Annotated in this window: 23 protein-coding genes; 22 read left to right on the forward strand and 1 reads right to left on the reverse strand. The window is 47.2% G+C overall.

Going from position 1 to position 22,503, the window contains the following annotated elements; translation table 11 throughout:
• The first annotated feature begins 591 nt into the window (after positions 1-591).
• The 14 genes from VHA02S_RS15760 (at position 592) to fliJ (ending at position 15,318) form a co-directional block, all read left to right on the forward strand.
• The gene (locus tag VHA02S_RS15760; RefSeq protein WP_005448343.1) at positions 592-1,722 is read left to right on the forward strand and encodes a flagellin; all 1,131 of its coding nucleotides are present in this window, start codon (positions 592-594) and stop codon (positions 1,720-1,722) included.
• Positions 1,723-1,801: 79 nt separating this feature from the next.
• Positions 1,802-2,230, forward strand: coding sequence for a flagellar protein FlaG (gene flaG / locus VHA02S_RS15765; RefSeq protein WP_005448345.1), 429 nt, complete (start codon positions 1,802-1,804; stop codon positions 2,228-2,230).
• Between the two features lie 20 nt (positions 2,231-2,250).
• On the forward strand, positions 2,251-4,263 hold the full coding sequence (fliD, locus tag VHA02S_RS15770; RefSeq protein WP_005448347.1) for a flagellar filament capping protein FliD: 2,013 nt from the start codon (positions 2,251-2,253) through the stop codon (positions 4,261-4,263).
• Positions 4,264-4,569 carry a flagellar protein FliT gene (fliT, locus tag VHA02S_RS15775; protein WP_005448349.1) on the forward strand — a complete coding sequence of 102 codons (306 nt, stop codon included), beginning with the start codon at positions 4,264-4,266 and terminating at the stop codon, positions 4,567-4,569.
• A gap of 12 nt (positions 4,570-4,581) precedes the next feature.
• Entirely contained in the window at positions 4,582-4,992 is a 411-nt protein-coding gene (fliS, locus tag VHA02S_RS15780; protein WP_005438665.1) for a flagellar export chaperone FliS, read from the forward strand.
• A gap of 286 nt (positions 4,993-5,278) precedes the next feature.
• Positions 5,279-6,745, forward strand: coding sequence for a sigma-54 dependent transcriptional regulator (locus tag VHA02S_RS15785; protein ID WP_005448351.1), 1,467 nt, complete (start codon positions 5,279-5,281; stop codon positions 6,743-6,745).
• Between the two features lie 193 nt (positions 6,746-6,938).
• Complete coding sequence (locus VHA02S_RS15790; protein WP_005448353.1) at positions 6,939-7,976, forward strand: sensor histidine kinase; 1,038 nt, start codon at positions 6,939-6,941, stop codon at positions 7,974-7,976.
• On the forward strand, positions 7,976-9,385 hold the full coding sequence (locus VHA02S_RS15795; protein WP_005448355.1) for a sigma-54-dependent transcriptional regulator: 1,410 nt from the start codon (positions 7,976-7,978) through the stop codon (positions 9,383-9,385). The genes VHA02S_RS15790 and VHA02S_RS15795 overlap by 1 nt, the downstream gene beginning before the upstream one ends.
• Before the next feature lie 126 nt (positions 9,386-9,511).
• Complete coding sequence (gene fliE / locus VHA02S_RS15800; protein WP_005448364.1) at positions 9,512-9,823, forward strand: flagellar hook-basal body complex protein FliE; 312 nt, start codon at positions 9,512-9,514, stop codon at positions 9,821-9,823.
• Positions 9,824-9,837: 14 nt separating this feature from the next.
• Complete coding sequence (gene fliF, locus VHA02S_RS15805; RefSeq protein ID WP_005448365.1) at positions 9,838-11,580, forward strand: flagellar basal-body MS-ring/collar protein FliF; 1,743 nt, start codon at positions 9,838-9,840, stop codon at positions 11,578-11,580.
• A complete protein-coding gene (fliG, locus tag VHA02S_RS15810) occupies positions 11,573-12,628 on the forward strand; it encodes a flagellar motor switch protein FliG (protein WP_005448366.1) in 1,056 nt (351 codons plus the stop codon). Before fliF ends, fliG begins: the two co-directional genes overlap by 8 nt.
• A 116-nt stretch (positions 12,629-12,744) precedes the next feature.
• The gene (gene fliH, locus VHA02S_RS15815; RefSeq protein ID WP_005448367.1) at positions 12,745-13,545 is read left to right on the forward strand and encodes a flagellar assembly protein FliH; all 801 of its coding nucleotides are present in this window, start codon (positions 12,745-12,747) and stop codon (positions 13,543-13,545) included.
• A 3-nt stretch (positions 13,546-13,548) separates the two neighbouring features.
• Positions 13,549-14,868 (forward strand): flagellar protein export ATPase FliI, encoded by a 1,320-nt coding sequence (gene fliI / locus VHA02S_RS15820; RefSeq protein WP_005448368.1) that lies wholly within the window; start codon positions 13,549-13,551, stop codon positions 14,866-14,868.
• 6 nt (positions 14,869-14,874) lie between these two features.
• Positions 14,875-15,318: a flagellar export protein FliJ gene (fliJ, locus tag VHA02S_RS15825; RefSeq protein ID WP_005448369.1), complete on the forward strand. Its 444-nt coding sequence runs from the start codon at positions 14,875-14,877 to the stop codon at positions 15,316-15,318.
• Between the two features lie 28 nt (positions 15,319-15,346).
• Here fliJ and VHA02S_RS15830 read toward each other — a convergent pair whose 3' ends face one another.
• Entirely contained in the window at positions 15,347-15,661 is a 315-nt protein-coding gene (locus VHA02S_RS15830; protein ID WP_005448370.1) for an NIPSNAP family protein, read from the reverse strand.
• 263 nt (positions 15,662-15,924) lie between these two features.
• Here VHA02S_RS15830 and VHA02S_RS15835 point away from each other — a divergent pair, with 263 nt between their 5' ends.
• The 8 genes from VHA02S_RS15835 to fliR all read left to right on the forward strand — a co-directional run bounded on the left by VHA02S_RS15835 (position 15,925) and on the right by fliR (position 22,501).
• Complete coding sequence (locus VHA02S_RS15835; RefSeq protein WP_038898835.1) at positions 15,925-18,039, forward strand: flagellar hook-length control protein FliK; 2,115 nt, start codon at positions 15,925-15,927, stop codon at positions 18,037-18,039.
• A gap of 39 nt (positions 18,040-18,078) precedes the next feature.
• Positions 18,079-18,579: a flagellar basal body-associated protein FliL gene (gene fliL, locus VHA02S_RS15840; RefSeq protein ID WP_009696009.1), complete on the forward strand. Its 501-nt coding sequence runs from the start codon at positions 18,079-18,081 to the stop codon at positions 18,577-18,579.
• 7 nt (positions 18,580-18,586) lie between these two features.
• Positions 18,587-19,633, forward strand: a complete 1,047-nt coding sequence (gene fliM, locus VHA02S_RS15845; protein ID WP_038898818.1) for a flagellar motor switch protein FliM — start codon at positions 18,587-18,589, stop codon at positions 19,631-19,633.
• Between the two features lie 98 nt (positions 19,634-19,731).
• Positions 19,732-20,142 carry a flagellar motor switch protein FliN gene (gene fliN, locus VHA02S_RS15850; RefSeq protein ID WP_005448377.1) on the forward strand — a complete coding sequence of 137 codons (411 nt, stop codon included), beginning with the start codon at positions 19,732-19,734 and terminating at the stop codon, positions 20,140-20,142.
• Position 20,143: 1 nt separating this feature from the next.
• Positions 20,144-20,557, forward strand: a complete 414-nt coding sequence (gene fliO / locus VHA02S_RS15855) for a flagellar biosynthetic protein FliO (protein ID WP_005448379.1) — start codon at positions 20,144-20,146, stop codon at positions 20,555-20,557.
• Positions 20,544-21,413, forward strand: a complete 870-nt coding sequence (fliP, locus tag VHA02S_RS15860; RefSeq protein WP_017817802.1) for a flagellar type III secretion system pore protein FliP — start codon at positions 20,544-20,546, stop codon at positions 21,411-21,413. The genes fliO and fliP overlap by 14 nt, the downstream gene beginning before the upstream one ends.
• A 27-nt stretch (positions 21,414-21,440) precedes the next feature.
• Positions 21,441-21,710 (forward strand): flagellar biosynthesis protein FliQ, encoded by a 270-nt coding sequence (fliQ, locus tag VHA02S_RS15865; protein WP_005433008.1) that lies wholly within the window; start codon positions 21,441-21,443, stop codon positions 21,708-21,710.
• An 8-nt stretch (positions 21,711-21,718) separates the two neighbouring features.
• Positions 21,719-22,501: a flagellar biosynthetic protein FliR gene (gene fliR, locus VHA02S_RS15870; protein ID WP_005448385.1), complete on the forward strand. Its 783-nt coding sequence runs from the start codon at positions 21,719-21,721 to the stop codon at positions 22,499-22,501.
• The last annotated feature ends 2 nt before the right edge of the window (positions 22,502-22,503 follow it).

Raw genomic sequence — 22,503 nt, forward strand, 5'->3', positions numbered from 1 at the left:
TTTTCAACCTAAAGGCAAGAACCTCATTGGCTCGTGGTGAGAGATGAGCGAGTAAACCCAGCTTCGGCTGGGTTTTTTTCTGCCTGTTTTGGATTAGGGTCTGTTGACCTTTTGTGATGATTTTTGCAGCAATTTGTAGGTGTTTTATACAAGGCAGAGGCTTTGATATGTAGCTATTCTACCTGATAAGCCGATAACGCAGTAGAAAGCACCTACAAACGCTGCCCAAAGGGTTCGGCTGGGCGCCCCCGGCTAAAAGCATTTTACTCTTTGTTGAGTCAATTTTACTTAGAACCACTAGGTTTAAATCGACTCGCCGCGATTAAAACGCTTTTGACTAGGCGTCCCCATCCGAACAAAATTTAACCACGAAAGATAAACAGACCCTAATAACCCAGCAGCTAGCCAACCCATTGAATATTAGAGATTCATCACATTTCAGTAAGCTAAAGAAAATAATCGCAAAAAATTGAAAATTTCTCCTAAAGGATATTTATAGGTCGCCGTTAAAGGGACTGAGAGAAATGAGATGTACCTAAGTGAGGTGAGAGACACGACGGTGCATCAACTAAAGCCTTAAGGAGATCAATTATGGCGATTAACGTTAATACTAACGTTTCTGCGATGACCGCACAGCGTTACCTAAACCAAGCGGCTGAAGGTCAACAAAAATCAATGGAGCGTTTGTCTTCGGGTTATAAAATCAATAGCGCGAAAGATGATGCTGCAGGTCTACAGATTTCTAACCGTTTGAACGCACAGAGCCGTGGTCTAGACATGGCTGTGAAAAACGCGAACGACGGTATTTCTATTGCACAGGTTGCTGAAGGTGCAATGAATGAATCTACCAACATCCTACAACGTATGCGTGACCTATCGCTTCAATCTGCGAACGGTTCGAACTCAAAATCAGAACGTGTAGCGATCCAAGAAGAAGTAACAGCGCTGAACGACGAGCTAAACCGTATCGCTGAAACAACCTCTTTCGGTGGTAACAAGCTTCTAAACGGTACTTACGGTACTCAATCTTTCCAAATCGGTGCGGACTCTGGTGAAGCAGTAATGCTTTCTATGGGTAACCTACGTTCTGATACTTCTGCAATGGGTGGTAAGAGCTACGCAGCAGAAGACGGTAAAGATGCGTCATGGACAGTGAGCGATAAAACTGAACTTAAAATGACGTACACCAACAAGCAAGGCGAAGAGCAAGAGCTTACTGTCCAAGCAAAACAAGGCGACGATATTGAGCAGCTAGCGACTTACATCAACGGTCAAAGCGAAGATGTAAAAGCGTCTGTTGGTGAAGATGGCAAACTACAAGTATTTGCTTCTTCTCAAAAAGTAACGGGTGACGTTGAGTTCTCTGGTAACCTAGCGGGTGAGATCGGCTTCGGTGACGCAAAAGACGTAACGGTTAAAGACATCGACGTAACAAGCGTTGCAGGTTCTCAAGAAGCGGTAGCTATCATTGATGGCGCACTAAAATCAGTAGACAGCCAACGTGCGTCTCTTGGTGCATTCCAAAACCGTTTCAACCACGCTATCAGCAACCTAGACAACATTAACGAGAACGTTAATGCGTCTAACAGCCGTATTAAAGATACTGACTACGCGAAGGAAACAACGGCAATGACTAAGTCGCAAATCCTTCAACAAGCAAGTACTTCAATCTTGGCTCAAGCGAAGCAGTCACCATCTGCAGCGCTAAGCTTGTTGGGCTAATCGGGTCGACTCAGCCTAGTGATTACGTCACCAAAGCGATAGACCTATCGTTAGCCCATAAGGTGGAAGGGAGATTGTAATGGAAATATCCTCCTACACATCGAACATCCAGCCTTACGGCACACCGAGTGGCACAAAAGTTGCTAAAGAAAATGGCGTAGGCGCGCCTAGCACAGCAAGTTCAAACGGTACCGCTTCGCCTGTAAAAGCGAACGATGCCGAACGCGATCTCTCTGTTCAAGCTGCACTTGAAATGGCGGATACCCGCCAAGAGCTGAACAGAGAAGAACGCGAAAAAATGGTTAAGCAAATGAATGAATTTGTCGACGCCATGAATAAGGGAGTGGCGTTTCGTGTTGATGAAGAATCGGGTCGAGACGTCGTGACGATATACGAAGCCACAACCGGTGATGTTATTCGTCAAATTCCTGATGAAGAAATGCTAGTGGTTTTGCGTCGCCTAGCTGAACACACAGCTAACAGCGGTTTGTTAGTTGAAAAGGTGTAAGTCGTTTTTGAGGTGATTTGATGAGTTTAGGCCCTTTGGGGATGTCTGGCGGCATGGATATCAATTCCATGGTCAGCAAAATTGTGGATGCCGAGCGTGTGCCAAAGCAGCAACGCATCGACAACGAGCGTGCGACAATTGACGCCAGCATCAGTGCCTACGGGCGACTCAGAGAATCGTTGGATACGATGAAGAATCTCATGACGAACTTTCGTCAGGAGAAGGCTTTTGCTGTTCGTACGGTAGATACTACCGACGATGCAGTGGTATCTGCGACCGCAACAACAGACGCTATAGCCGGTAAGTATGCTATCGATGTGTTGCAGCTTGCACAGAGTCATAAAGTGGCTTCTGACGTTTTGCCAGAAGATGCTAAGTTTGGACCTGGTAAGCTGCAGATTTCTCTTGGTGATGACACCTTCGACGTTAATGTCCGTTCTAGTTCTAAGCTAGTTGATGTCGTTCGTGGAATTAACGGCGCTAAGGATAACCCTGGCGTACGTGCTTCCGTTATTAACGACGTAGAAGGGCCGCGTTTGATCCTTGCTTCGAATCTATCGGGCAAGGACCATCAAATTAAAGTCAGTGTGGATGCCGATGCAGGTAACCCGCTGAAACATTTCGAATACAAAACTCTAGAAGACCGAGTGAACGCGCTTGAAGAAGCTCGTGAAGCGGCTGAAGCCGTACTTGGACCTCTAAAAGAACCAGAATCAACAACCGATGCAGACCAACCAGAACAGGTGGATGCAGACGGCAATCCTATACCTCCTGAAGAACAAAAAGCGGCAGAAAGTGCGCAAGATGGCGCATCCGATGAACCGATCTCTGCATCCGGCGCTGCTGCGGCGAAAGCTGGACAAGAAGCGATTGATGCCGCTAACAAGCGTGCAAGTATGCGCCCACAAGACAGCATTCCCGGTTGGACTGAAACGGCTTCAGGAACACTTCTCGATTCTTACCGTCCACCGGAACTCGAACTGGATGAGAAAGCGATTGAGAAAGCGCCAGATGTTCCTGGGTGGGATAACACCGCCTCAGGCACACTCACCGATTCATACGTAACAACGAAAGAAGCGAAACAACAGCTCGAACAAGAAAAAGCGGAAATCGAGCAAAAGATTGCGGATGAAAAACAAGAGCTTGACCAAAAGGTTGAACGAGGTGAGCTAACTGAAGCGCAAGCAAAACAAATTCATCGAGCCAAGCTTGAGCCAGAGGAGCGCGAACGTCTTGAAAAAATAGACGTAGCAGAAGCCAAAATCGCAGAAGCAGAGAAGTCTTTTGAAGCGTACTCGGGCATGATGGAAGTACAAGCTGGGCAAGACTCGCAAGTGATGCTTGATGGCGTCGCACAGCTATCTAGTCACAACAACGTGATTGAAGATGCTATTGAAGGTGTCAACTTGACCCTTAAAGGCAAGTCCGAAGTAGGTAAACCTCCTGCTGAAATCGGCGTAGAATACGACCGCGGCAGCGTGCGTAATGACATTGAAAACTTTGTCTCTGCTTACAACTCGTTCTACCAAACATCGAAAGCACTATCGAGTGTTGACCCTACCACTGGTCAGAAAGGACCGCTTGCGGGCGACAGTACAGTGCGTAATGCCGATGCGAGACTGAAAGCGGTATTCTCAACGGCGATTGACAAAGCACCAGAAGATTTAAAATCCCTGACTGAGTTCGGTATCACGACCACACGCCAAGGCACATTAGAGATTAACTACGACATGCTGGATCGCCAGTTGAACAGCAACTTTAACGAGTTGGAAAAGTTCTTTGGTGGTAATACCGGTTTTGCCAAGCGCGTGGAAGACGCGATTCAGGGTATTACAGGGTTTACTGGCAGTATTCGTACTCGTGAAAAAAGCTTAACTGAGCAGAACTATCGTTTAGGTGATGACCAAGCGGCATTAGATCGCCGTATGGATAGCCTTGAAAAACGCACCCACGCTAAGTTTGCCGCTATGCAAGATGCCACGGGTAAGATGCAAGGGCAGTTGGGCGCATTGATGAACGCGTTGGGCCAATAGATGCGAAGTGAACTCATTGAAATTAGTGATATTGATCAACTAATTGCGCAAGAACTAGAAAAAGTCGACTTTAATGCTGAAGAAATTCTTCGTTTGGTCGATATCAGGGAACGGTTATTGCAAAACCTGCTACCCATTGTCGAGAGCAATCCGTTGGTGAAGCAGGAAGCAGAGTGGCAAGACTTGCTCACTCGTACCAAAAGAATTGTTGAGCTGATGCAAAACGAAACCACGAACGTTGGTAAAGAGCTACATAAGTTCCGTTATGGTAAGCGTTCGCTTCAGCAGTACAAAAAATTTATATAAAAGAGGAATACTATGCGCGGTTCTTTGCAAGCATACAAAAAGGTATCAGTCGACAGCCAGCTGAGTGCGGCGTCTCCGCACAAAGTCATTCAAATGCTAATGGCAGGTGCGATTGAGCGTCTGATCCAAGGTAAAGCAGCAATGCAAGCAGGCAACATTCCAGCAAAAGGCGAGCGTCTAGGTAAAGCGTTAGACATCATAATTGCGCTACGCAGCTGCCTTTCAATGGACGATGGTGGTGACATTGCTTCAAACTTAGATTCACTTTACGAGTTTATGATCACTCAGATTTCTGCCGCGAACCACCAAAACGATCCTCAACCGATCGACGACGTTATCGACATCATCCGTGAGATCAAATCAGCGTGGGACCAGATCCCAACTGAGTTCCACAACCTAACTGCTGCAGAAGTAGGCATTTAATAAAGAAAACAATACTTTACTGATTTGGTAGGGTATTGTGTCTGATTGCACATCAAGTCGTTCAGCAAAGTTACAATCAAGCTCACACCTCTTTATTGCTTGGTTGCCTTATTTTTTTATTCAAATAAAATAGAAGTCATTAGTGGCCCTAATGGCTTTTTTTTGTTGCTGATTTTCCTATTTTGTCTATCGTTAATTGAGAGTGGTCCCACCTTTTCTGACACTCAATTGCGCAAATCAAGGTCTGGCCGCAACAACCCCATAATAAAGGCAATCATTCTTACTTATGCAAGGTTTGGCAAAGCTGCTTGTAATCGATGACGACGCACCAAGTCGTTTAAATATAAGCAATATATTGGAATTTGTTGGAGAAAGTTGCGAAGCTGTCAGTTCTGATCAGCTAGGCGATGTAGACTGGTCTAGTGTTTGGTCAGGTTGTATTGTGGCTAACATCTCTGCCGGTCAGGCTGCGACAGCAGTAATGACACAGCTCAACGAAGCGTACCATATCCCTCTTCTCGTCATGGGCTCTTTCCCATTGCCTGTTGATGACTTGCCAAATTTTGTCGGTGAATTAGAGCAACCTCTAAACTATCCGCAACTTAGCGAAGCGTTACGTCACTGCAAAGACTTTCTTGGTCGCAAAGGTGTGAACGTTGTTGCAAGTGCTCGCAAAAACACTCTTTTCCGCAGTCTCGTTGGTCAAAGCCGTGGTATCCAAGAAGTTCGTCATTTGATTGAACAAGTATCAGGTACAGAGGCAAACGTCTTGATCTTGGGTGAATCAGGGACAGGTAAAGAAGTGGTGGCGCGCAATATCCACTATCATTCTGCTTACCGCAACGGTCCGTTTGTGCCAATTAACTGTGGTGCGATCCCACCAGAGCTTTTAGAAAGTGAGCTATTTGGTCATGAAAAAGGTGCATTTACCGGAGCTTTAACGGCACGTAAAGGTCGTTTTGAATTAGCAGAAGGTGGCACGATCTTCCTTGATGAGATTGGTGATATGCCAATGTCTATGCAAGTGAAGCTGTTGCGCGTATTGCAAGAGCGCTGCTTTGAGCGTGTTGGTGGCAATACGACGATCAAAGTCAACGTTCGTGTTGTAGCTGCAACTCACCGTGATCTCGAAACCATGATCGACGATGGCACGTTCCGTGAAGACCTCTTTTACCGCTTGAATGTATTCCCAATTGAAATGCCTGCGCTAAAAGCGCGTAAGCAAGACATTCCTTTGCTGCTGCAAGAGCTAATGACGCGTCTTGAAGCTGAAGGCGGACAACCAATTTGCTTCACTCCTCGTGCTATCAACTCGCTGATGGAACACAACTGGCCAGGTAACGTACGTGAACTTGCTAACCTTGTTGAGCGTATGGTGATCCTATACCCGAATAGCTTGGTCGACGTGAATCATCTTCCGACTAAATACCGCTACAGTGATATTCCTGAGTTCCAACCTGAAGGGAACCCATTCACAACAGTGGAAGAGCAAGAGCGTGATGTATTCCAAGATATCTTCTCTGAAAACTTCAGCTTTGAAGAGCAGAGCGATCTTGACCACAACATGAATGCACCTCAAGCACTGCCACCGGAAGGAGTCAACTTGAAAGAGTTGCTAGCCGATATGGAGGTCAACATGATCAGCCAAGCGTTAGAAGCGCAAGGCGGTGTAGTGGCGCGAGCGGCAGATATGCTCGGTATGCGTCGTACGACATTGGTTGAGAAAATGCGTAAATACAACCTACAGCGCTAGGTTTATCTGATAGCCAAAGTTCACACTTTCAACGGTGATTGGTTATCTTTTCTGATAACGAAAGCACCATTTTCCTAGTGTCAACTTCTTGTCGTTCGCATAACGCTATGATAAATATAGAAAATAGCTTGGTACGCTAATTGCTTACCAAGCTATTTTAGTTTGTAAGTGGCGACAATTCGACAGGCAGTGAATGGACAACAACACTAACCAATCCCATTTAGACTCAGTAGAGAATCAGGTAGAGCGTTATAAACAGGTTCTGGACGTAATGCCGGCTGGCGTGATCTTGTTAGACACGCACGGAGTGGTCCGTGAAGCCAACCCGGAAGCGCATCGAATTCTTGAGATTCCATTAGTCAACGAGAAATGGTTCAACATCATCCAAGCGGTTTTTGATCCGCGTGAAGATGATGGTCATGAAATTTCACTGCGCAATGGTCGCAAAGTGCGCTTGGCCATCTCTGCCTCGGCAACGGGTCAGCTTATCCTGATCACTGACCTAACAGAAACCCGCTTACTGCAATCTCGCGTGAGTGACTTACAACGTTTGTCATCACTCGGTCGTATGGTGGCGTCGCTCGCTCATCAAGTTAGAACGCCTTTATCAAGTGCGATGTTATATGCATCAAATTTAGGTGCGCCGAATCTCCCTCCTGCGACAAGAGAGCGATTTCAGAGCAAATTAATGGATCGACTGCACGATTTGGAGAAGCAGGTTAATGATATGCTGCTTTTTGCCAAAGGTGGTGATAATAAAGTCATTAAGCCATTTAACATTGCTCAGCTGGTGGCTGAATATCAGCCCATGGTGGAAACCGCACTGAAAAACAACAGCATCGATTACTTCCTAGAAGTTGAGGAAGAGCAGACTGAGCTATTAGGTAACGCGAATGCCATTGCTTCAGCATTGAGTAACTTAGTGATGAACGCGATTCAGATGTCAGGCAAAGAATCGCAAATTGATGTCTTTTTCCGCCCGGTAAACGGTGAACTGCGCATTTCTGTGCAAGACAGCGGACCGGGTATACCAAAAGAACTACAAGCCAAAATTATGGAGCCCTTCTTTACCACGCGTTCTCAAGGAACGGGGTTGGGACTTGCTGTTGTTCAAATGGTTTGCCGTGCCCATGACGGTCGATTGGAACTCATTTCAGAGCAGGGTGATGGAGCCTGCTTTACCATGTGCATTCCGCTAGAGCGAGTGCAAGCACATACTGGAGAATCATAATGGCGCAAAGCAAAGTGCTGATCGTAGAAGACGATGAAGGTCTTCGTGAAGCCCTAGTGGATACTCTGGCTCTGGCTGGGTATGAGTGGTTAGAAGCCGATTGTGCAGAAGACGCTTTGGTGAAACTGAAGTCGAACGCGGTAGACATCGTAGTTTCAGATGTACAAATGGCAGGTATGGGTGGCTTAGCGCTGCTCCGTAATATCAAACAGAATTGGCCAAATATGCCCGTTCTGCTTATGACGGCTTATGCAAACATTGAAGACGCCGTGTCGGCAATGAAAGAAGGTGCGATTGATTACATGGCGAAGCCATTTGCACCAGAAGTCTTGCTCAACATGGTAAGTCGCTACGCGCCAATTAAAAGTGACGACAATGGTGACGCGGTAGTTGCAGATGAGAAAAGTCTGCGTCTGCTTGCTCTAGCTGACAAAGTAGCGCGCACTGATGCCAACGTTATGATCTTAGGTCCTAGCGGTTCTGGTAAAGAGGTTATGTCGCGTTACATTCACAACGCTTCAAACCGTAAAGATGGTCCATTTGTTGCCATTAACTGCGCTGCGATCCCAGATAACATGCTTGAAGCGACGCTGTTTGGCTACGAAAAAGGTGCCTTCACTGGGGCAGTTCAAGCTTGTCCAGGCAAATTCGAACAAGCACAAGGCGGTACCATCTTGCTAGATGAAATCAGCGAGATGGACTTGAGTCTGCAAGCGAAGTTACTACGTGTTTTACAAGAGCGTGAAGTGGAGCGTCTGGGCAGTCGTAAGAGTATCAAGCTTGATGTTCGCGTACTTGCAACCAGCAACCGCGATCTTAAACAGTACGTTTCAGAAGGAAACTTCCGTGAAGACTTGTACTACCGTTTGAATGTTTTCCCAATCGCATGGCCAGCACTCTGCGAACGTAAAGGTGACATCTCGCCACTTGCGCAGCATCTTGCTGAGCGCCATTGCAGCAAGATGGGTATGCCTGTGCCTAAGTTCTCTCAAGTTGCATTAGATAAGCTGCTTCAATACCCATGGCCGGGTAACGTTCGTGAGCTGGATAATGTGGTTCAACGTGCGTTGATTTTGAGTGAAAACGGTGACATAGATGCTGAACATATTTTGCTAGAAGGTGTAGATTGGCAAGATGCAAACAGTCTGCAACATGTTGTTCAGAATGCCGAAATGGTCGTACCGGATGTCAAGCCAGTCGCACAAGCTGAGCCAATCAACCGAGTCGCGTCTGGTGGCGAAGGTCTAGGCGGGGAACTCCGTGACCAAGAATACGCCATTATTTTGGAAACATTGATCGAATGTAACGGACGTCGTAAAGAAATGGCAGAAAAACTGGGTATTAGCCCACGAACTCTGCGCTACAAACTTGCTAAAATGCGTGACGCTGGTATCGATATTCCGGCTTAGTAATCACATAAATAGCCATAAGACGAAAGTGTGGGTAAACTACGGCACTATTGTCTTATGGCACAGTAATTGCTGTGTCAATAATCAGTTTTAGTTAATAGTCAAACTTTTGGCTTAGAGGTGACAATGAAAGTTGATGGTATTCAGGCAGAAATGCGCGCCATGATGGTGGAAGCGAGTAACACTGCTCCTACGGCGACAGGCGCGAAAGTTGGTGCAGATTTTGGTGATCTCCTAACAAAAGCCATCAATAACGTAAACTCACTTCAAAAAGCATCGGGTGACCTGCAAACGCGTTTTGACCGTGGTGATGCCGATGTTTCCCTTTCTGACGTTATGATTGCTCGTAACAAGTCCAGTGTTGCTTTCGATGCCACTGTTCAAATCCGCAACAAGCTCGTTGAGTCCTATAAGGATCTCATGAATATGCCAGTGTAATTTAGGTAATAAGTGTGGCAGACAAGTCTACAGATTTAACCGTCACTGATGGCGGCGCAGATGGTGCACTGATTGCTGGCTCAGATCTGGATGTGGAAAGCCAAAACCCAGATCTTGAAGAGCGCAGTGCGTCAAAATTCGATATGGCAGTAGGCGACCTCGATTTACTTCGTCAGGTCGTGTTAGTGCTGTCTATCTCTATCTGTGTTGCGCTGATCGTGATGCTGTTCTTCTGGGTGAAAGAGCCGGAAATGCGCCCATTAGGTGCTTACGAAACGGAAGAACTGATCCCTGTGCTGGACTATCTCGACCAGCAAAAAATCAATTACAAGCTAGATGGTAATACCATTTCGGTAGAAGCGAGTGACTATAACTCGATCAAGCTCGGTATGGTGCGTGCTGGTGTAAACCAAGCGACGGCGGCGGGCGATGATATTCTGTTGCAAGATATGGGCTTTGGTGTATCACAGCGTTTGGAACAAGAACGTTTGAAGCTCAGTCGTGAACGCCAACTTGCTCAAGCGATTGAAGAGATGAAGCAGGTACGTAAAGCTCGTGTGCTGCTTGCCCTGCCAAAACACAGTGTGTTTGTTCGCCACAACCAAGAAGCGTCTGCTTCGGTATTTTTGACGCTCTCCACAGGTGCGAACCTTAAACAGCAAGAAGTGGATTCTATCGTCGATATGGTCGCGAGTGCTGTTCCGGGCATGAAGACCTCTCGTATTACGGTAACTGATCAACACGGTCGCCTGCTTAGCTCGGGTTCTCAAGACCCTGCGTCTGCGGCTCGTCGTAAAGAGCAAGAGCTAGAGCGAAGCCAAGAGCAAGCCCTGCGTGAGAAAATCGATTCTGTGCTTCTGCCTATTTTGGGCTTCGGTAACTACACCGCTCAGGTGGATATCCAAATGGATTTCAGTACTGTTGAGCAAACCCGTAAGAATTTCGATCCGAACACTCCGGCAACCCGTAGTGAATACGCGCTAGAAGATTACAACAATGGCAACATGGTCGCGGGCATTCCTGGTGCATTGAGCAACCAGCCGCCAGCGGATGCGTCTATTCCTCAAGATGTGGCGCAAATGAAAGACGGCACATTGACTGGTCAGGGTTCGGTACGTAAAGAATCAACGCGTAACTTTGAGCTTGATACCACGATCAGCCATGAACGTAAGCAAACCGGTACGCTGGCTCGTCAAACGGTTTCTGTTGCGATCAAAGACCGCCGTACCGTGAATCCTGATACTGGTGAAGTGACTTATACACCATTGTCTGAATCTGAAATTAATGCAATTCGCCAAGTTCTGATCGGCACGGTTGGTTTCGATCAAAGTCGTGGTGACTTACTCAACGTTCTGAGCGTCAAGTTTGCTGAACCAGAGCTTGAGCAAATGGTTGATCCACCAATTTGGGAGCATCCAAACTTCAACGATTGGGTTCGTTGGTTTGCAAGCGCGTTAGTGATCATCGTGGTTATCTTGGTACTGGTTCGCCCAGCAATGAAGAAACTGCTCAACCCAGCCAACAACGACGAAGACGAAATGTACGGACCAGATGGCTTGCCAATTGGTGCGGATGGCGAAACCAGCCTGATTGGTAGCGACATCGAAAGCGGTGAACTGTTTGAGTTTGGCTCAAGCATCGATTTACCTAACCTTCACAAAGATGAAGATGTACTCAAAGCAGTGCGCGCTCTGGTGGCGAATGAGCCAGAGCTTGCTGCTCAAGTTGTGAAAAACTGGATGAACGAAAATGGCTAACGATATCGTACCTCAAGATGAAAACGGCGCAGGCGTTCCTGCGGAGTTTGATGTCTCTAGCATGACAGGCGAAGAAAAAGCGGCGATCTTGCTGCTCAGCCTGAATGAAGGTGATGCCGCCGGCATTATTCGTCACTTAGAACCAAAACAAGTTCAACGTGTTGGTAGTGCGATGGCACGTGCTAAAGATCTAAGCCAAGACAAAGTGTCTGGTGTGCACCGCGCGTTTTTAGAAGACATCCAGAAATACACCAACATCGGTATGGGCAGCGAAGACTTTATGCGTAATGCGCTGGTGGCTGCTCTGGGTGAAGACAAAGCAAACAACTTGGTTGATCAAATCCTACTGGGTACAGGCTCGAAAGGTCTGGATTCACTTAAATGGATGGACCCTCGCCAAGTGGCAAGCATCATTGTCAACGAGCACCCGCAAATCCAAACCATCGTACTTTCGTACTTGGAAGCGGATCAGTCTGCAGAAATTCTTTCTCAGTTCCCAGAGCGCGTGCGTCTGGATCTGATGATGCGTATTGCCAATCTAGAAGAAGTTCAGCCATCGGCACTGGCAGAGCTGAACGAGATCATGGAGAAACAGTTCGCAGGTCAAGCGGGTGCGCAAGCCGCGAAGATTGGCGGTCTGAAGGCTGCAGCAGAAATCATGAACTACCTAGACAACAACGTCGAAGGTATCTTGATGGAGCAAATTCGCGACCAAGACGAAGACATGGCGACACAAATCCAAGATCTTATGTTCGTGTTCGAGAACTTGGTGGAAGTGGACGACCAAGGCATTCAGAAGTTGCTGCGTGACGTTCCTCAAGATGTCCTACAGCGTGCACTTAAAGGTGCCGACGACTCTCTACGTGAGAAAGTCTTCAAGAACATGTCTAAACGTGCAGCTGAAATGATGCGCGACGATATCGAAGCAATGCCGCCAGTTCGCGTAGCAGACGTAGAAGCGGCGCAAAAAGAGATCCTGGCAATTGCTCGTCGTATGGCAGATGCTGGCGAGATCATGCTATCTGGTGGCGCGGACGAGTTCTTATAATCATTTCTTCGTTCCTTTTCTTCCTTCAAGCTGGGGAGAAAAGGAGCAAGCACTTCCTTAAATAACGCACTTTATTTTCAACATAAGTTTCAACATAAACAGATTGTAGGTTAAGCATGGCTGGCGATAGAAAACGTGGATTTATCCGTCCTGATGAAGACGATGCGATGATCGAACCTCAGCGCTGGGGCTTGCCTGATTATGGCGAGCCAAAAGCAAAGCAAGCCAAGCAAACTGCGTTTAACTACGATCCGAGTTGGGTACCAAACTTTGACGAGCCGGAAGAAGAACAAGCGCTTGAACTGACAGAAGAACAAATTGAACTGATCAAGCAAGGCGCTTATCAAGAAGGTCTTTATCAAGGTCAAGAAGCGGGTTTTAAGCAAGGTTACGACAAAGGTAAAGAAGAAGGCGTTCAAGCTGGTCATGCAGAAGGTCTGGAACTGGGCAAAGCCGAAGGCGTAACGGCTGGACAAGAATATATCCAGCAGCAAGTGGAAACCTTTATGAACTTGGCAAACCAGTTCGCTCAACCTTTGGAGTTGATGAATGCTCAGGTTGAAAAGCAATTGGTCGACATGGTGCTATGCCTAGTTAAAGAAGTGGTGCACGTGGAAGTGCAAACCAACCCGCAAATTATTCTCGATACTGTAAAGCAGTCAGTTGAAGCGCTTCCAATTTCTGGTCACCCAATCACCTTGCACCTGAACCCTGATGATGTTGCGATCATTCGCTCTGCATACGGTGAAGAAGAACTTGATTGTCGTAACTGGACTTTGGTGGCTGAGCCGTCATTAAACCGTGGCGACGTACAGATTGCTGCTGGCGAATCGAGCATCAACTATCGTATGGAAGAACGCGTGAAAAGTGTGTTGAACAGCTTCTGTGGCGCAAACCGCCATCAAGGGGGCGAGTAATCCATGCAAGCCTTGGCGGACCGTTTAAAAAACTACAAAATCGAAGGGCTAACCACGCGCCCAGTTGCTTCAGGCAAGCTCGTTCGCGTTGTAGGCTTGACCTTAGAGGCGACAGGCTGTCGTGCTCCGATTGGTAGTTTGTGTCTAGTCGAGACCATGTCCGGTCATATGGAAGCGGAGGTCGTGGGCTTTTCTGGTGATAACCTTTTCTTAATGCCGAGTGAGCAAATCACGGGCATTTTACCGGGCGCGAAAGTGACGCCCTTAACCAGTGAAGCCGGTTTGCCAGTCGGAATGGAACTGCTTGGGCGTGTTATTGATGGTGTGGGCAACCCACTTGATGGTCTTGGTCCTCTTTACACGGAGCATCGAGCTTCGTTCAATGCCGAACCAATAAACCCCCTAGCACGTAAACCTATTTCTGAGCCGCTTGATGTCGGCTTAAAAGCCATTAACGGTTTGTTGACCGTAGGTAAAGGACAACGTATCGGTCTGTTTGCTGGTTCGGGTGTTGGTAAATCGGTCACACTCGGTATGATGACGCGAGGCACGACAGCACAAGTCGTTGTCGTTGGTCTGATTGGTGAACGTGGACGCGAAGTAAAAGAATTCATCGAAGAGATTTTGGGTGAAGATGGACGCCGCCGTTCTGTGGTGGTGGCTGCACCTGCCGATGCTTCTCCTTTGATGCGTTTGAAAGGCTGTCAAACGGCACTGACGATTGCCGAATACTTCCGTGACCAAGGACTAGATGTTCTCCTACTAATGGACTCTCTGACGCGTTTTGCTCAAGCACAGCGTGAGATTGCATTGTCTGTGGGTGAGCCGCCTGCAACCAAAGGTTATCCGCCTTCGGTATTTGCTAAACTGCCAGCGCTGGTGGAACGCGCTGGTAATGGTGGTGATGATCAAGGATCAATTACCGCTTTCTTTACTGTTTTGACCGAAGGTGACGATCTGCAAGATCCGATCGCCGATGCATCACGTGCGATCCTAGATGGTCACATTGTGTTGTCTCGTGAAATGGCGGATGCAGGTCATTATCCAGCCATTGATGTAGAGAAATCGGTGAGCCGTGTTATGCCGCAAATCACCACTGAAGAGCATGTATTGATGTCGAAAGCGGTCCGTCAGGTGTTGTCGATTTGCCGTAAGAACCAAGACCTGGTATCGATTGGCGCTTACAAACCGGGTACTGATCCTGCTATCGATGGCGCGTTTACCCTTAAGCCAAAATTGGATGAATACTTGCAGCAACGCATGAAAGAGTCTGTGCCTTATGACATGTGTGTCAATATGTTGAAGAGCATCTTGGGTGGGTAATAGCGCATGAATAACGCCATGGAGTTCCTACTTGATCAGGCAAAAGAGCGCGAAGACCAAGCAGTATTAGCGCTCAATAAAGCCCGCACAGAGCTAGAAGATTATTACCGCCAAGTTGAGCAGATTGAAAAGTACCGTTTAGATTACTGCCAGCAACTGGTAGATCGTGGTATGGCAGGACTCACTGCGAGCCAATACGGTCACTTGAATCGCTTTTTAACCCAGCTTGATGAAACGCTTTCCAAACAAAAGCAAGCCGAAAGCCACTTTAAAGAACAGGTGGTTAACTGCCAAGATTACTGGTTAAACATGCGTAAAGAGCGTATGTCTTATGAGTGGATGATCGAAAAGCGCGAGAAGGAAAAGCAAATTGCGGAAGCCAAGCGCGAACAAAAGCAGATGGATGAGTTTTCTACCTTACTGTACAGCCGGAAACCGCAACGATTCTAAATGTTCTTACTCTCGATGTTGGCGTAGATTACATTTCTACCGATTCCAACAAGGTCACTTTGACGGAATCTTGCTCAATTAACTCAAACACTTTTGGTCGAATTTCTCGAATCCACCACTCGTTGTAGGTTTCGGCGTAAAGTGATTGGCGTGCTTGTTCACTGTCAAATTCGCGCAGCCAAACAAAGTAGTCATGTCCATCTTCGCCTGTATGAACATACGTGTTTAATACGCGCATGCCTTTGGAGCGTTGATAGGGAAGTAATTCGTCCTTCATCCACGTTAACCATTGCTCTGTTTTGCCAGTTTTGATTTTGTATTGGCGTAATTCTGTGACTTTCAAAGCGATTCCTTAAAGGTTGAGCGAGGTTTTTTTATTTACTCCTCAACGACTCCGCAGTCAAATTAATAAAGTCACTAGATTTACGGCAAGTTTGATCTTTGTTCCATCCGTATCCCTTCTTTGCTCCGTCAGAAATTCCACACTATAGGTTGGCGTGATTTTTGCAATTTAACCGACAGTAACGGGTCTCATGACCCAAGTTTGCCGCCAATGAGCAATCCGACAGCGCCATGCTCAACGCTGCCGATAACGAGAGTTTCTATATGAATGTGAATTTATCCAATGTTTCTGCAACCAGTAAGGTCTCGGTTTCCGATTCTTCGAATAAAGTTGCTGCAGAAGACCCTGAAAGCAAAGGTTTTTTTGAAACCTTAGCAGGGGTGTTTACCGATTCACAAAAATCAGAAAAAGCCGTCGCAAAACCTGATGCGTCAGAAGCTTCGGCAGAAACCACAGATGACGCTGCAAAGGTAGCATCGGTAAGCTCAGAAGGTGAGAGCCAAGAAAAAGTCGTGGCAGACGGTGAAAAAACAACATCGTCAGAGTCCACCGATGCGCTGCTGACACATAATCAGTCAACGAAGTCGTCAGAGGGAGCAGATAATGAGCAAGCTGCCAATTCAGAAAAACCAGGCTCGGCAGCAAAAGTGGCTGCGGTAAATTCGTCGGTAGACGGGCATGTTGTGAAAAGTGAAGACGGATCTGAGTCTGTATCGGCTCTGGCTACATCATCAACGACAAGCCAAACTCAAAACGTAAAAGTTGCTGATACAGAACAAGCTCAAAGTGCTCATGTAAAAAACGCGATGGGAGAAGGTGAGCAACTTCTTGGTCGTATAGAACAGGCCAACCAGACTCTTAAACCTACTGAGTCTTCAGTTGATAGCGGCAAAGCCTTGCCACCAGAACTTAATGTTACACAAATAGGGAACGATAAGGCGCAAAGTGTACCACTCACTCCTGAGCAGCAGGCGATTCTTGCTGCTGGGTCTGTCCAGCAAGGGGAAGCAGTTTCTTCGACTGGTAATGAGAAGGTCGTATTCGATGCTAATGGTAAGCCTGTCGTCGTTGCTTCTAAAGACATGACTGAGCAACAAGCCTCAAACCTAGTGCAACAACAAACAAGTGCTCAAGCTCCTGCGCAAATTGATTGGAATTCACCTAGTGCGCAAGCTGCCCATACGGAAGCAACGGTGAATGCAACTACGCAAGCCGCAGTGAATGGTCAAGTCGTTGCGCAAGGCGTGCAACCTCAAACAATGCAAGGCGCTGAAGTATTTGCTGGTGCTGAAGCACTAACCGCTTCGGCTGCACTACAACAAGGCTTATCTGGTGACGCAGAAGCGGTACCTGTTAAACGAATTACGCTTGATGAGTTACACATCATCGATACCAAACTGGCACAAGGTAAACCACTTTCAAAACAAGAAATTGATGTGATTGAAGGGTTAAAAACGGGTGAGTTGGTTGCGGATATTCCAGAACAAGATCTTGCTCAGTTTGTCGCCTTGCCAAGTGATGTTAAAGCTGCGATGGTGGAGCATCAGGTGGCCCACACTCCGACTCGTGTTGCAGCATCAGCAGTGGCGGCTCAGCAAGCACATCATATTGTTGCTCAGGACGCTAAACACGCAGCCGCACAAGCCACTGCGCAGCCAACCGTGGCGACCAATGTTGATAAAGCTGCTATGTCAGCTATGCCAGAAGCTTTGGTTGCTGCAAGCATGAATCCGACCGCGCACGCAACATCAAGCGCAGAGTTAAGTAAGAAAGTTATGAACGCGAGCCTTGCGGCCGGTGCGCTAAAAGGAGCAAGCAGTAAACAAGATAAGCCAGAACCACAACATGGACTGGCGGGGCAACTTCAAGCAGCAGCAGGTCAACAAGGTGTGACGGCTCAGCAACAAGCGCGAGTGGATGCCGCTCAACAAGCCCAACTGCCTTTGCAGCTTACCAAAGAGCTCGCTAATGACCAGGTGGCAGAAAAAGTACAAATGATGATGTCGAAGAACTTGAAAAACCTCGATATTCGCCTTGACCCACCAGAGTTAGGGCGCATGCAAATTCGCATGACAATGAACAACGATCTCGCTAACGTGCATTTTACAGTGGCGAATCCACAGGCACGTGATTTGATCGAACAGACAATGCCACGCCTTCGAGAGATGCTAGCACAACAAGGTATGCAGCTGGCGGATTCTTCTGTACAGCAGCAGAGCAGTGGACAGCAGCAAAGTGGTTACGCAAATGCTGAACAGAATGGTCAAGGCGGGCAAGGTCGTGGATTTTCTGGTCAGTCAGATGAAAACTTTGATGCCGACACGAATCTTGATTTGAATGTCGTTTCAAAGCGTGATGGAATTAGTTTTTACGCATAAAATAGCGGTCTAGAAAAAGCAGAACAATAAGAGACAGTAATGGCAGAAGAACAGTTACAAGGTGCGGATGCGCCAAAAGGAAAAAGTAAATTACTGATCATCATTATCGCAGTGGTGGTTTTGCTGGTTGGTGGTGGTGCCGCCGCTTTCTTCTTAATGGGCTCTGATGAGCCAGCGCAAGCGGAGCAGACCGAGCAAGCACAAGCGCAAACAGCGGCTGAGCCGATCGCTTATGTGAATATCGCGCAACCCTTTATTTTTAACGTGACGGGCGACCGTCGTGACAGACTGGTACAAATCAAAGCGCAATTGATGGTGCGTGGCAGTGAAAATGAGCAATTAGCTCGTTACCACTCTCCGTTGATTGAGAGTTCATTGTTGTCAACTTTTGCATCGGCAACCGTTGAGCAGCTTCGTTCCCCTACGGGACGTGTTGAGCTGCGTGACCGCGCTTCTGACGATATCAAAGCTGCACTCAATGCTGCTGTTGGTAAGCCAGTGATTGAAAAAGTACTGTTTACAGATTTTGTGATTCAATAGGTAAAACGTGACCGATCTATTAAGCCAAGACGAGATTGATGCGCTTCTGCATGGGGTTGATGATGTCGATGACGTTGATGAACCCATAGATAACGACACCGAAGGTGCCGTCAATTTCGATTTCTCGTCTCAAGACAGGATTGTACGTGGTCGAATGCCGACGCTCGAACTTATCAACGAGCGTTTTGCACGACACATGCGTATCAGCCTGTTTAACATGTTACGTAAAACCGCTGAGGTCTCGATTAACGGCGTACAGATGATGAAGTTTGGTGAATACCAAAATACTCTGTACGTTCCAACCAGTTTGAACATGGTGCGTTTCCGTCCACTAAAAGGTACGGCATTGATCACCATGGAAGCGCGTTTAGTCTTCATCTTGGTAGAAAACTTCTTTGGCGGTGATGGTCGCTTCCACGCCAAAATTGAAGGTCGTGAATTTACCCCAACTGAACGTCGCATCATCCAGCTTCTATTGAAGATTGTTTTCGAGGACGACAAAGAAGCATGGTCGCCGGTCATGGGGGTGGAATTTGAATACCTTGATTCAGAAGTAAACCCAAGCATGGCGAACATTGTCAGCCCGACTGAAGTGATTGTCGTAAGCTCATTCCATATTGAAGTGGATGGCGGCGGTGGTGACTTCCATGTGGTGATGCCGTACTCAATGGTTGAGCCTATTCGAGAATTGCTCGATGCTGGTGTTCAATCTGACAAGATGGAAACCGACGTTCGTTGGAGCTCTGCACTGCGTGAAGAGATCATGGATTGTCCGGTTAACTTCCGCGTCAATCTGCTTGAGAAAGACATCTCCCTACGTGATTTGATGGAGTTGCAACCGGGCGATGTGATCCCGATTGAAATGCCAGAACATGCGACCATGTTCATCGAAGATTTACCGACTTACCGCGTGAAGATGGGACGCTCTGACGACAAGCTTGCGGTGCAAGTTTCTGAAGAAATTGAACGCCCACACGTAGTGAAAACCGATTTAGCCTTCTTAGGTAAAGACATTATGTCTGAGCTTGAGAATGACGACGATACAGACGATTAAGAAATCCTTACTCCCTAAGTCGCAACAGCTGCTAGTACTCACAACAGGGACAAAGCAAGCTCACAGTGCGCAAGTAAGGTTTAACACAGGACAGAAAAATGGAACCGAGTGACGATCAAAAGCTAGCAGACGAATGGGCAGCCGCTCTTGGCGAGGACCCGTCTGCGCCTTCAATTGATGTTGATGAAGTATTGGCAGCGCCACTGGAAGAGTTGAAAGACACCTCTAGCCCAATCTCTGATGATGAGCGTCGTAAACTCGACACCATCATGGATATCCCCGTGACTATTTCGATGGAAGTCGGTCGTTCGCAGATCAGCATCCGTAACCTATTGCAATTGAACCAAGGTTCGGTTGTGGAGTTGGACCGATTGGCTGGTGAGTCGCTCGATGTATTGGTTAACGGTACTTTGATTGCTCACGGTGAAGTCGTGGTCGTCAACGATAAGTTTGGTATTCGTCTTACTGACGTGATCAGCCAAACTGAACGCATTAAAAAGCTGCGCTAATATGAGCAGTTCAATCAAAACTCGATTGAAGCAAATCACGGGAGCACTTGGCTTAATGCTAAGTGCTCCTTATGCATTTGCTGCCGCGCCAAGCAACTTAGATTTGGCGACGACACTGGGCTCTTTGGTGCTGGTTATTGGTGTGATTCTTCTGCTCGCTTGGATGCTAAAACGCATGCAAGTACCAGCATTGGGTCAACAAAAAGGGCTGCGTATTATTAGCCAGTTACCGGTTGGTACTAAAGAACGAATTGCGGTTGTTCAAGTAGGAGAAGAGCAGTTTTTGGTTGGTATTACTAGCCAATCCATTCAAACGCTTGCCAAACTTGAAACGCCACTGAAAGAGGAAGAGTTGGCCACCGGTGCTTTTGCTAGCCAGTTCAGCCAGCTAATAAAAAAACATGACAAAGGATAATTCAATCCGCCTGATGTTCAGCGTGTTTGTGCTGATGGTCGGAATGCTGTTTTCTTCACTTTCGTTTGCTCAGGCAGAGGAGTCGCCGTTACCTGCTAACCTCGCTCAAGGTGACAGCGTGACCGTGAAAGCGATGGAAAGTGAATCAGGCTCAAGTCGCACTATGTCAGTGACTAATGGGGGCGGTATTCCTGCTTTCACTATGACCACCAACGCCGATGGTAGCGAAGATTACTCGGTTACCTTACAAATCCTTGCGTTGATGACGATGCTTGGCTTCTTGCCAGCGATGGTGATCTTGATGACCTCGTTCACTCGCATTGTGGTCGTGATGTCGATCTTACGGCAAGCCATGGGTTTGCAACAGACGCCTTCCAACCAAGTCATCATCGGTATTGCGCTCTTTCTTACCTTTTTTGTCATGTCACCGGTGTTAAATGAGATCAACGATAAAGCGGTTCAGCCTTATTTGAATGAACAAGTGACGGCGCGTGAAGCCTTTGATGCGGCTCAAGTGCCGATGAAAGCGTTCATGCTCAAGCAGACTCGAATCAAAGATTTGGAAACTTTCGTTAATATGTCTGGCGAAGAGGTGACAAACCCAGAAGATGTGTCGATGGCGGTGTTGATTCCTGCTTTCATTACTTCTGAGCTTAAGACCGCTTTCCAAATTGGTTTCATGCTGTTCTTACCATTCTTGATCATCGACCTAGTTGTTGCGTCGGTGTTGATGGCTATGGGTATGATGATGCTATCACCAATGATCGTATCGCTACCATTTAAGCTGATGCTGTTTGTGCTGGTGGATGGGTGGAACCTGATATTGTCGACACTCGCCGGCAGTTTTGCCCTTTAGATTGGCACAGAGAGAAGAGGGTAAGACATGACTCCTGAAATGTTTGTCGAGCTTTTCCGTGATGCACTTTGGATGGTGCTGATCATGGTCTGTGCCATTATTATCCCAAGCTTGCTTATCGGTCTTGTTGTCGCGATTTTCCAAGCGGCAACCTCTATCAACGAACAAACGTTGAGTTTCTTACCTCGTTTGATTGTGACTTTATTGGCGTTGATGTTATTTGGTCACTGGATGACACAGATGTTGATGGAATATTTCTTCGGTCTGATTGAACGTCTTCCACAGGTGCTCTACTAGAGGCGCATATGGAGTATCCTACCGATATAGTCCTCGACTGGATCGCGAATTACTTCTGGCCCTACACACGTATCTCTGCCATGTTGATGGTGATGACGGTGACAGGGGCACGTTTTGTTTCGCCTCGAATTCGACTCTACCTAGGTTTAGCGATCACTTTTGCCGTTGCTCCGGCGATTCCAGCTGTGCCGCAGGATATTGAGCTGCTCTCTTTTCGTGGTTTCATGACCATTGCGGAACAAATCATAATTGGTGTTGCGATGGGCATGGTGACCCAGTTTATGATTCAAACCTTTGTTCTACTTGGTCAGATCTTGGGTATGCAATCGAGCTTGGGTTTTGCGTCCATGGTCGACCCAGCGAACGGCCAAAACACACCTTTGCTTGGTCAGCTGTTCATGTTTTTAGCGACCATGTTCTTCCTTGCTACCGATGGGCATTTGAAAATGCTGCAACTGGTGGTGTTCAGTTTTAAAACCTTGCCGATAGGTTCTGGCTCGCTTAATGCGGTGGATTTTCGCGAAATGGCCGGCTGGCTTGGCATCATGTTTAAGACCGCTTTGAGTATGTCGTTGTCCGGCATTATCGCGCTGCTTACGATTAACTTATCATTTGGTGTAATGACCCGTGCCGCGCCTCAGTTGAATATCTTCTCGCTTGGTTTTGCGTTTGCCTTGATGGTCGGTTTATTACTTTGTTGGTACATTTTGGCGGGTTTGTACAGTCATTATGAATTGTTCTGGGCAGTGGGTGAGGAGCAGATTTGTAACCTCATTCGCTTAGATTGCTAGGA

Source organism: Vibrio harveyi NBRC 15634 = ATCC 14126 = KCTC 12724 (genome assembly GCF_001591145.1).
Taxonomy (GTDB): Bacteria; Pseudomonadota; Gammaproteobacteria; order Enterobacterales; family Vibrionaceae; genus Vibrio; species Vibrio harveyi.